This window comes from Rhizobium sp. IBUN, from assembly GCF_000510625.1.
GTDB classification, from domain to species: domain Bacteria; phylum Pseudomonadota; class Alphaproteobacteria; order Rhizobiales; family Rhizobiaceae; genus Rhizobium; species Rhizobium altiplani.
In genome coordinates this window covers 143,371-154,624 of record NZ_AZNV01000011.1, presented here as the reverse complement: position 1 = coordinate 154,624, position 11,254 = coordinate 143,371, and the positions used below count along the sequence as shown (strand labels likewise).

Sequence of the window (11,254 nt, the reverse complement as noted above, 5' to 3'; positions counted from 1 at the left end):
GCCCTTCATTCTCTGCATCTGGGGTGGCGCGGTGATCATGGCGATCGGCGGCTTCGTGTCGCTGAGCGACCGGCGCCTGCGTGTCGGGGCGCCGAACCGCAGGGCAAAGCCGCTGCGTCCTGCCATGGAGCCNGCCGAATGATGAGNCGTCTGCTCCTGGTGATAGCGATAGTTCTGTCGGCNGCGCCGGCCTTTGCCGTCAATCCGGACGAGGTTCTTGCCGATCCGGCGCTCGAGGCGCGCGCCCGGGCGATCTCCGCCGAACTGCGCTGCATGGTCTGCCAGAACCAGTCGATCGACGATTCCAATGCGGAACTTGCCAAGGACCTGCGCCTGTTGGTGCGCGAGCGGTTGACCGATGGCGATACGAACGAGCAGGTGATGAACTACATCGTCTCGCGCTACGGCGAGTTCGTGCTGTTGAAGCCGCGCTTCGAAACGAAGACGATCCTTCTGTGGGGCGCGCCGCTCCTGCTCGCCGTCGCAGGCGGCCTCTCGCTGATCGTCTTCGCACGGAAATGGGTAGGCCGGCCGACGGGCTCCAAGCTGACAGCCGAAGAACAGGCTCGCCTGAGAGAATTGCTCGACGAGTGATCCTACGACCGCCTGTGGAGGCGGCGGCGCACCACAGACGCGACAAGCACCCCCGTGAATGCCAGCACCACACTACCGGCGGCAATAGGTCCTGCCGATGGCGAATAGACGTCCATCATCGCGCCGACCGAGGACGAGCCCGCCGCGCTGCCGACAGCGTAGGCGAGGGCGAAGGCCGCACTTCCCGCGACAAGCGTGTCCCCGGCATAGCGCTCGCCGAGGATCGTCAAGGCGCAGGTGTAGAGCGAAAAACTAGCAGCGCCCATGATGCCGAACATCACCAGGATCGCCGCCTGCGACTGAAGAAACGGGATCGCGATGAAGCTCAGCCCGGCGAGCAGGCCGGAGCAGATGGCGACGCCAAAGCGCGAGGTCTTGTCGAGCAGCCAGCCGACGACAGGTTGGGCAAGCGCGGTCGGCAGCGCGAGCACCGTAACGCTGATGGCGGCGAAAGCCTCGGAATAACCGAGCCGGACGAAATAGACGGGCATCGCCGCAATGGCGGCAATGTCGGCGAATGCAAATGCGACCACCATGCAGATCAGCATCGGTGCGCTTCTGACAAACTTGAAGAGCGCTCCCGAGGCGGCCTGCTCGGGAAGCGTCCGTGCTCTCCGGGTGAGGATGATCGTCAGGAAGGCGACGCAGGCGACGTAGACGGCAAGCAGGGCGAAGGCGAAGCCTTGCTCCGTGCCGAAGATCGGGATCACGAGCGGACCCGCGGCAAAGCCACCGCACATGCCGGCGCCGTAGAGACCGGAAACGCGCCCGCGCAGGCGGTCGGGACAGGCGGTGTTGAGCCAGGCCTCGCTCAACATGAAAATCAGGCTGACGAAGAATCCGAGAAAAAGTCGGGCGACGCACCACACCCAGAACGAGTCGAATGTTGCGAAAGTGGAGAGGCTGACGGCACAGCCGATGAGGCCTGCGACGATCAAGCGATCGCCGCGGACTTTTCGCGACAGCCACGTGACCGCAAACGTTGCGACAGCAAGGCCCGCCGCAAAGCAACCGGCGTTGAAGCCGATGAGGCTGGGCGCAACGTTACGATGCTCGAGGACCAGAGAAATCAGCGGGTAGGTCAGTCCCTGTGCAACCGCGAAGGCGGTGACACCGAAGATGACGGCTGCCAGCGCGGCAGTGTCGGGCGCAAAATCCTCCCCCGTGACCACATGGGCCATTGTCTCGTCCTCCTCCGGTTGTGGAAAGGAGGCTTATCGACTCCCAGAGCCTTAGTCGAGGGCGAGATTGCTGCACGGATCGCAACGCGTCGTATTGCACATTACGAATTTTTCATCGGTCGGACAGTTCGCAGTAAGGTGTGCCGTCCTATATCTTGCTTCATCACCCGATCTGGTCATCCCGATCCTGTAGATGTTGAAGTCAAAGAAGGTGCACTCATGTTTAAGAATATCAAAGCTCCGTCGCTCAATACCGCGCTGAAGGCTTCGACCGTCGCCGGCCTTGCCGCTGCGGTGTTTGCGACCGGTATTCCCCTCGAAATCACCCGTTCTTATGCCGAAGCCGTAAAGGTTCAGGCCCCGTCTGTTCCTAGCTTCGCGAACGTCGTCGATGCGGTTTCGCCGGCAGTTGTTTCCGTGCGTGTCGAAAACCGTGTCAACCCCGTCGCCGATGACGAGGGCAACGGCTTCGCCTTCGACTTTAATGGCCGTGGTTTCGACGATCTTCCGGATGCCCTGAAGCCTTTCTTCCGCCAGTTCGGTGAGCAAGGTCCGCAGGGCCAGCAGGGCCAGCAGGGCCGTCGTGGTCCGCAGGGTCACCATGGCCCGCAGGATGGCAAGGGCCGTCTGCGTCCGGTTGCCCAGGGCTCGGGCTTCTTCATTTCTGAAGACGGTTACATCGTCACCAACAACCACGTCGTTTCCGACGGCGCGGCATTCGTTGCGGTCATGAACGATGGCACCGAGCTTGATGCCAAGCTGATCGGCAAGGACCCCCGTACGGACCTCGCCGTCCTCAAGGTTGATGGCAAGGGCCGCAAGTTCACCTACGTCAACTGGGCCGATGACAACGGCGTTCGCGTCGGCGACTGGGTTGTCGCTGTCGGTAACCCCTTCGGTCTCGGTGGTACGGTAACGGCCGGTATCGTTTCGGCTCGTGGCCGCGACATCGGCTCCGGCCCGTATGACGACTATCTGCAGGTTGACGCTGCTGTGAACCGCGGCAACTCCGGTGGCCCCACCTTCAATCTCAGTGGCGAAGTCGTCGGCATCAACACCGCGATCTTCTCTCCGTCGGGCGGCAATGTGGGTATTGCGTTTGCCATCCCGGCGTCTACGGCCAAGGATGTCGTTGGTGACCTGATGAAGGACGGCCAGGTATCTCGCGGCTATCTCGGCGTGCAGATCCAGCCCGTCACCAAGGACATCGCCGACTCGCTCGGCCTTTCCGAGGCGAGCGGTGCGCTTGTCGTCTCCGCTCAGGCTGGTACGCCTGGTGAAAAGGCTGGCATGAAGGCAGGTGATGTGGTCACCGCCGTCAACGGCGAAACCATCAAGGATGCCCGCGACCTCAGCCGCCGTATCGGCGCCATGACGCCCGGCAAGAAGGTCGAGCTCTCCGTCTGGCGTGCCGGCAAGGCTCAGTCTCTGACGGTCGAACTCGGAACGCTGCCCGCCGAACAGAAGGATGCTTCCGCTGACGACGGCGATCAGGCACCGGAAAGCCAGGCTCCTGCTTCCGAAAAGGCTCTGGCTGATCTGGGCTTGACGGTTGGTCCTTCCGAAGACGGCAAGGGTCTGCAGATCACCGGCATCGACCCGGATTCCGACGCGGCCGACAAGGGCATCAAGGAAGGCGAAAAGATTACCTCGGTCAACAACCAGGAAGTCTCCAACGCTGATGATGTCGTCAAGGTCCTGAACCAGGCGAAGAAGGATGGCCGCACGCGGGCACTCTTCCAGATCCAGTCGAAGGAAGGCAGCCGCTTCGTCGCCCTTCCGATCAATGGCCAGGGTTAATCCGCCAACCCTGACATAGGGGGGAGCCGCGCCTTCTGGGCGCGGCTCCCTTTCGTCCATATCCGTAGGTGATCGCAATGACCTCTTCGCAACAGGAAGAAGCTTTGAGCCTTGCCGAAACGCAGCCGGCAGGTAATGTCGACCGCATGAAGATTCTCATTATCGAAGACGATCTCGAAGCAGCGGTCTACCTCACCAAGGCATTTCGTGAGGTTGGCATTGTGGCCGATCACGCGAGCGATGGCGAAAGCGGGCTCTTCATGGGCTCGGAAAACAGCTATGACGTGATCGTCATCGATCGCATGTTGCCGCGCCGCGACGGTTTGTCCGTCATCAGCGAATTGCGCCGCAAGGGAATTCATACGCCGGTTCTCATTCTCTCCGCTCTCGGCCAGGTGGACGACCGCGTTACAGGCCTCAGGGCGGGTGGTGACGACTATCTGCCGAAGCCTTATGCCTTCAGTGAACTTCTTGCTCGTGTCGAGGTGCTTGGCCGCCGCAAGGGCACGCCGGATCAGGACGTTGTCTATCGCGTCGGCGATCTTGAACTGGACCGGCTCGCGCATGAGGTTCGACGCGGTGGCAAGGAAATACCGCTGCAGCCGCGCGAATTCCGCCTCCTCGAATATTTGATGAAGAATGCCGGTCAGGTCGTGACCCGGACGATGCTTCTCGAAAACGTCTGGGACTACCACTTCGATCCTCAGACCAACGTCATCGACGTTCATGTTTCGCGACTGCGGTCGAAGATCGAGAAGGACTTCGCCCAGCCGCTTCTCAAGACCATTCGCGGTGCGGGGTATATGATCAAGGACGAGGGATGAACCGCTTCTGGTTTCTCTTCAAGTCTACGGCAGTCCGCCTCTCGGCACTTTACATCCTGCTCTTCGCCATCTGCGCCGCGACGCTGGTCTTCTATGTGACCGCGATGTCCGAGCGGCTTCTGACCAACCAGATCCGCGAAGCCGTGCAGCAGGAAGTCGATCAGGTCCAGCGGGCCTATGATGCCGGCGGCATGAACCTTCTTCTTCGGACGATGGAGCGTCGCGCGCGCCAGCCCGGTGCCAATCTCTATATCATTGCCGGTCCCTCGGGCGATATCCTCGCCGGTAACGTCGCATCTGTGCAGCCCGGGGTGCTCGATGAGGAGGGGTGGACCTCCATGCCCTTCACCTATCAGCGTTATGCGGAAAGCGGCATCAGTCGCCGGCACATGGCCGTTGCCAACATCTTCGTGCTGGACAACGGGTTGCGTCTGCTGATCGGCCGCGACCTCGGGGAGCCCGAGGCATTCCGCGGGCTGGTCCGGCAGGCGCTGATGATCGCGCTCGCGATCATGGGTCTCGGGGCGATCATCATCTGGTTCGGCATCGGTCGAAATGCCTTGAAACGCATCGACCGCATGTCCGATGCCAGCAAGAAGATCATGGCTGGCGACCTCTCGCAGCGTCTTCCAGTCGGCGGTTCCGGCGACGAGTTCGATCGCCTGTCTGTTTCACTCAATACGATGCTCGGCCGGATAGAGAAGCTGAACGAGGGATTGCGACAGGTCTCAGACAACATTGCGCACGACCTCAAGACGCCGCTGACGCGGTTGCGCAACAAGGCCGCCGACGCACTGGACACCAAGGACGGCGAGGTTCGACGCGTCGCGCTTGAGGGAATTATATCCGAGTCCGATCAGCTGATCCGTACGTTCAATGCACTGCTGATGATCTCGCGCGTCGAAGCGGGATCGGTCGCCGCAGAAATGTCGGCGGTCGACCTCTCGGCGATCGTGGCAGACAGCGCTGAACTCTATGAACCCGTCGCCGACGAAGCCGGGTTGGTGCTCACATCATCGATCCAGCCGGATATCGAGGTGCAGGGCAACCGCGAGCTAATCGGCCAGGCGATTTTCAATCTCATCGACAATGCCATCAAATATTCCTCGGATGCCGAGGGCCACGGCGATATCGCGCTGAAGCTGCTCCGCCGGGCCGATGGCATTTGTCTCTCAGTCGCTGATCATGGGTCGGGTATCCCGGCCGAGAAGCGGGAGGATGTGCTGAAGCGCTTCGTGCGGCTGGATGAAAGCCGCTCCAAGCCCGGCACCGGCCTTGGCCTCTCCTTGGTCGAGGCGGTGATGGAACTGCACGGCGGGAAGCTGGAACTGTCCGATACCGATCCGCAAAATCAGGAAAAGCGCGGCCTCACGGTCAGTATGATCTTTCCGGTGAATAGCTCTCCGCGAACACGTTGACTACTGATTGAATTCTGTGTTGGCCATCGCTGCCACAGACCCTAGGTTAGATTCCAGTTGCCGGAAGTTGTGTGATTCTCCCCGGCGGTTCTCGGTTCTGTTCGCCAGGGAGGGTGCATGCTGACGGGTTCGAGGCATAGCCTTGTGGAAGTAGCCGACGGGCTGCTGAAACCGCTGAACAAGAGCGAGTTGAAGCTTGCCCAGACGGATCTTCAGAAGATCGGCAAAAGCGAACCTGCCGTGGCGGAGATGCTCAAGGCGGACGGCACGCTTCGCGACTTCATCACAACCGCACTGACCTTGTCTCCCTATCTACGCGAGATTGCCAACATCGATACGGCAATCGTCGCAACTGCGATTTCGGAGCCGTTGGAACCGCGCATCGAGGCGCTGATCGCGGAGGCGCGTTCCTGCTGGAAGCCGGCAGCAAATGGCGAGGCGCCGAGCGAAGCGGAAGTCATGAGCCGCCTGCGCATCATCAAGCGCAAGGTCGCTTTCCTCGTCGCCCTGGCGGATCTGGCCCGGATTTTCGACGGTCGCGTGACGACCGCCTGGTTGAGCCGGCTCGCAGAAGCATCCGTCAGCGCGGCGATCGATCACCTTCTGCTTGCTGCTCACGATGGGGGCAAGGTAACGCTTAAGGACGTGACCGCGCCCGGTGAGGGCTCGGGGCTGATCGTTCTTGGCATGGGCAAGCTCGGCGCATCGGAGCTCAATTACTCATCGGATATCGATCTGGTCGTGTTCTTTGACGAACAGGCGGGGATCGTCGCAGATCGTGATGACGCGATCGAGATCTTTCCGCGTCTGATGCGGCGGCTCGTACGGATCATGCAGGAACGGACCGCCGATGGATACGTCTTCCGCACCGACTTGCGGCTGCGGCCGGATCCGGGATCGACGCCGCTTGCCATCTCGTTCGATGCGGCAATGATCTATTATGAGGGCAGAGGGCAGAACTGGGAACGTGCCGCTTTCATCAAGGCACGGGCGGTCGCTGGCGATATCCAAGCCGGCGAGCAGTTCCTGCGCGGGCTGGTTCCGTTCGTGTTTCGCAAGTATCTCGACTACGCTGCTATCGCCGACATCCATTCCATCAAGCGGCAGATCCATGCGCACAAGGGATATGGCGCAATCGCGGTCAAGGGCCATAACGTAAAGCTCGGTCGTGGCGGCATCCGCGAGATCGAATTCTTCGCGCAAACGCAGCAGCTGATCGCCGGCGGCCGGATGCCGGCACTTCGTTGCCGCGGTACCGAAGAGACGTTGGCGGAGCTGACAAAAGCGAGATGGATCGACGAGGAGACGCGCGACGAGCTGACAGAGGCCTATTGGTTCCTTCGCGACGTCGAGCATCGAATTCAGATGGTGCACGACGAGCAAACCCATCTTTTACCCGAGACCGAAACCGATCTGAAGCGCATCGCCTTCATGATGGGGTTCGACGACACGCCGAGTTTTGCCACGCGCCTGGTCGAGGTCTTCAAGACGGTCGAGCGGCGCTATGCCCGCTTGTTCGAACAAGAGACCAAGCTTTCAACAGAAACGGGCAATCTGGTGTTCACCGGTCAGGCCGACGATCCCGATACGCTGAACACGCTGCGCAAGCTCGGCTTCGAGCGCCCGTCCGACATTTCTCGCGTTATCCGCACATGGCACTACGGTCGCTACAAGGCGACGCAATCCGTGGAGGCACGCGAACGGCTGACTGAACTGACACCGGAGCTGCTGCGCGTGTTCGGGGAAAGCAACCGCGCCGACGAAGCGATCCTGCGCTTCGACAGCTTTCTCTCCGGCCTGCCCTCCGGCATTCAGCTGTTTTCGCTCCTTGGCAGCAACCCGGCGCTTTTGTCGCTCATCGTCAACATCATGTCCTCGGCGCCGAAGCTGGCAGAGGTCATTGCCGCCAAGCCGCATGTGTTCGACGGCATGCTTGATCCCGGCCTGATGGCGGAATTGCCGACGCGATCCTATCTCGCCGAACGCATACGCGGCTTTCTCGCGCCCGCGCGGGACTATGAGGAGGTGCTCGATCGACTGCGCATCTTCGCGGACGAACAGCGCTTCCTCATCGGCATCCGGCTGTTGACCGGCGCGATCCAAGGCGCCATGGCCGGCCGCGCCTTCACTCACCTGGCCGATCTCGTCCTTGAGGCAGTGCTCGATGCCGTCATGAAGGAGATCAGGACGGCACATGGCGATTTTCCGGGTGGTCGTGTGGCTGTGGTCGGTATGGGTAAGCTCGGGACCTTCGAACTCACTGCAGGTTCCGACATCGATATCATCCTGCTCTATGATTACGACGATGAAGCCGCCGAATCATCGGGCCCCAAGCCTCTGGACTCGACGCGCTATTTCACCCGCATCACCCAGCGGCTGATTTCGGCGCTCTCGGCGCCGATGGCGGAGGGCGTGCTCTATGAGGTCGACATGCGCCTCAGGCCCTCGGGAAACAAGGGGCCGGTCGCCACCCGCATCAAGTCCTTCGAAAAGTATCAGCGCGAGGAAGCCTGGACCTGGGAGCATATGGCTCTGACGCGTGCCCGCCTCGTGTGCGGCGACAAGGAATTGATCAAGGAGGCTGAGCGGATCATCGCAGACGTGCTTCGTTCGAAGACCGACGCAGAGAAGATCGCCAAGGACGTGTCGGAGATGCGGGCCCTGATTGAGCAAGAAAAACCGCCGGCCAGCATCTGGGACCTGAAGCTCATTCCGGGCGGCTTGATCGACATCGAATTCATCGCTCAGTATCTGCGGCTCGTGGCCTCCACCAAAGGCATCGCCATCGAGGAGGACGACTTCAATACGGCAGGGCAAGTGAAGTTAGTCGGCGCGGAGCTGATGGACCGTGATGATATGGAACTCTGCCTAGCGACACTGTCGCTCTATACCGATATCTCACAGCTCATCCGCCTATGTATCGATGGCTTGTTCGAGCCGAAGGAGGCGCCGGCGGGCCTCATTGATCTTGTCTGCCGGGCAGCCGATTGCCCTGACATCAAGACGCTTGAGGGAGAGATCAAACGGCTCTCGAAAGCCATCAGGAAAGTATTCCAGATAGTTGTGAAAACTTAGCGGTCGCCGTTCGGGATGTGCAGGGAAATGACGGTGCCGATCGCCTCGCGCGAACGGATCTTCATTTTCCCGCCTTGAAGGATCGTCAGCGACCGCGAGATCGCGAGACCGAGGCCAGAGCCTCCCTTGCTTTTCGCGTACTGGTTTTGCACCTGTTCGAAAGGCTGGCCGATCTTGCCGAGCGCCGCGCGAGGGATGCCGATGCCGGTGTCGGCAATCGTCAGCATGACGCCGCTGCTGGTACGACGCGTGCGCACGGCGATGTGACCGCCTTCGTTGGTGAACTTCACGGCGTTGGAGAGCAGGTTCAGCAGGATCTGCTTCATGGCACGGCGATCGGCGGTCAACCGCATTCCATCGCAAAGGCGCTGTTCGACGAAGATGTTCTTTTGGGCGGCCGGGATTGCTGTGAAGCGAAGGCTTTCCTCGATGAGCGGCGCGAGATCGATCGTCTCGCACTCGAGCTTCATGTGGCCGGCCTCGATCTTCGACATGTCGAGAATGTCGCTGATGACGTTCAGGAGATGCTTGCCGCTGTCGTGAATGTCGCGGGCATATTCGTTGTACTTCGACGAGCCGAGCGGACCGAACATCTGATCCTGCAGGATCTCCGAAAAACCGAGGATTGCGTTGAGCGGCGTGCGAAGTTCGTGGGACATGTTTGCCAGGAACTCGCTCTTCGCACGGTTGGCGCCTTCCGCGCGCTCCTTCTCGAGCAGGTAGTTGGAGTTGGCGACAGAAAGGGCCGCCTTCTGGCTTTCCAGCGTCTGGCGGGAAGCGGAGAGGTCTCCGATCGTCGCCATGAGACGGCGTTCGGAGTCGCGCAGGCGCTCCTGGTTGCGCTTGAGCAGCGTAATGTCGGTGCCGACCGAAACCATGCCGCCGTCGCGCGTACGGCGCTCGTTGATCTGCAGCCAGCGCTCGTCGGCAAGCTGTACTTCGGTTGTGCGGGAATAACCGGAGCCATCTGCGTCTGCGATACGGCGTTCGATCACGGGGCGCGCGGCGGCAGCATTGACGACTGTGCGCTCGGTGCCGGGGACCAAAACGCTATCGGGAAGTCCGTACGCCTGCTGGAAGTGCGCGTTGCACATGACGAGGCGGTCGTTCTTGTCCCAGAGCACGAAGGCTTCCGATGTGCATTCGATGGCGTCGGCCAGTCGCTGATCGGCCTCGGCATAGCGCTGGGCGAGGCGATGCTGCTCGGTCACGTCCATCGCGATACCGATCATGTGGACGCCGCCGGAATTGGTGCGGATCACCTGCGCGCGAGCCCGCATCCAGACATAATGGCCGCCGGCATGCCGCATGCGGAAGATCTGGTCGACCTGGCCCGCATCACCGCGAGCGATTGACCGGGCGATTTCGTAGACGCCGCCGTCATCCGGATGCATCAGGCGGGCGGCATCGCTGAAGCACATCGTCCGGTCGGAGCCGGGAAGCCCAAGCATTTCGTACATCGAGCGCGACCAGTAAAATTCGCGGCGGTCGAAATCGAAGTCCCAGAGCCCACAGCGCCCGCGCGACAGCGCGGTTTCGACGCGAAGGTTCGACTCCAGAAAGGTATCGTCGGCATCGCGGGCGCGCTTCACCTGCATATAGTAGGCGTAGAGGATGACGAGCAGGATCGAGGAGATGCCTGCGAAGAGGGTCACGTTCAGCGTGACCTCGTCTCGCCAGAGCTTGCTTATCCGCTCCAACGACGTTGCCGCGATGACGTAGCCGCCGGAGTTGCCGATGAGCGTGATTTCCGCGTAGTGCGGAAGCCCGCTGATTGTTGTCTCGATGACGCCAGCGCGATCGCCGAACCGGCGAACCGCCGAGATCTCTGAGAAGAAATCGCCGACGCTGGCGCCGAGGTAAGCCGAGCCGGCCGCAGTTGCGGCAAACACCTTGCCGCTTGGCTGCACGAGCAGCACGAACGCATCGTCATCCAGGCGGTCCTGCGGAAGGAAGCGCGCCAGCCGAGCCTGCGCCTGCGCGGCATCCGCGGTTTCGAAGATCCGGTTGGCATCGGCGAAGGCCGCGGCGGCGGTCGCGGCGGCAAGCGCGGTGGAATGACGGGCAGCGGCTTCTGTCCGCCCGTATTCGGAGACCATTCCAAAGAAGTGTGACGCGGCTACAACCGTAAGGAAGGCTACGATCAGGATCGGAATAATTCGCTTCAGGACGATTTCGACCTGCGACAGGCTGCGCGAAGACGATGAAGTCATGGCGGAGCGGCGGACTGAAAAGCTGTCCCGCCAGGCCAGGAGGCCGTCGAAATCGACACGCAGCCGTCCCTCGGCTGCGGTTGCCCGCCGCACGTTCATCATCTCTTCAGCCTTGATCCCTCGTGTGATTCGCAGCGCCGCTCGCCCGA

The 11,254-nt window shown here is 61.3% G+C and carries 7 protein-coding genes; 5 read left to right on the top strand and 2 right to left on the bottom strand.

Annotated elements, in window-relative coordinates; genetic code table 11:
• Positions 1-138 precede the first annotated feature (138 nt).
• Positions 139-594 (top strand): cytochrome c-type biogenesis protein, encoded by a 456-nt coding sequence (locus RHIBUN_RS0113055; protein WP_025659904.1) that lies wholly within the window; start codon positions 139-141, stop codon positions 592-594.
• Between the two features lie 2 nt (positions 595-596).
• Here the strand turns inward: RHIBUN_RS0113055 and RHIBUN_RS0113050 are convergent, their stop codons facing one another.
• A complete protein-coding gene (locus RHIBUN_RS0113050; protein WP_025659903.1) occupies positions 597-1,775 on the bottom strand; it encodes an MFS transporter in 1,179 nt (392 codons plus the stop codon).
• A 219-nt stretch (positions 1,776-1,994) separates the two neighbouring features.
• Here RHIBUN_RS0113050 and RHIBUN_RS0113045 point away from each other — a divergent pair, with 219 nt between their 5' ends.
• The 4 genes from RHIBUN_RS0113045 to RHIBUN_RS0113030 all read left to right on the top strand — a co-directional run bounded on the left by RHIBUN_RS0113045 (position 1,995) and on the right by RHIBUN_RS0113030 (position 8,892).
• Positions 1,995-3,575, top strand: a complete 1,581-nt coding sequence (locus RHIBUN_RS0113045) for a Do family serine endopeptidase (RefSeq protein ID WP_025659902.1) — start codon at positions 1,995-1,997, stop codon at positions 3,573-3,575.
• A gap of 77 nt (positions 3,576-3,652) precedes the next feature.
• Positions 3,653-4,399: a response regulator transcription factor gene (locus tag RHIBUN_RS0113040; protein ID WP_025659901.1), complete on the top strand. Its 747-nt coding sequence runs from the start codon at positions 3,653-3,655 to the stop codon at positions 4,397-4,399.
• Positions 4,396-5,817, top strand: a complete 1,422-nt coding sequence (locus tag RHIBUN_RS0113035; RefSeq protein ID WP_025659900.1) for an ATP-binding protein — start codon at positions 4,396-4,398, stop codon at positions 5,815-5,817. Before RHIBUN_RS0113040 ends, RHIBUN_RS0113035 begins: the two co-directional genes overlap by 4 nt.
• Before the next feature lie 117 nt (positions 5,818-5,934).
• A complete protein-coding gene (locus tag RHIBUN_RS0113030; RefSeq protein WP_025659899.1) occupies positions 5,935-8,892 on the top strand; it encodes a bifunctional [glutamine synthetase] adenylyltransferase/[glutamine synthetase]-adenylyl-L-tyrosine phosphorylase in 2,958 nt (985 codons plus the stop codon).
• On the opposite strand, the gene RHIBUN_RS0113025 is transcribed toward RHIBUN_RS0113030, so the two are convergent.
• On the bottom strand, positions 8,889-11,207 hold the full coding sequence (locus RHIBUN_RS0113025) for a PAS domain-containing sensor histidine kinase (RefSeq protein ID WP_025659898.1): 2,319 nt from the start codon (positions 11,205-11,207) through the stop codon (positions 8,889-8,891). The two genes, RHIBUN_RS0113030 and RHIBUN_RS0113025, sit on opposite strands and share 4 nt — an antisense overlap.
• Positions 11,208-11,254: the final 47 nt, after the last annotated feature.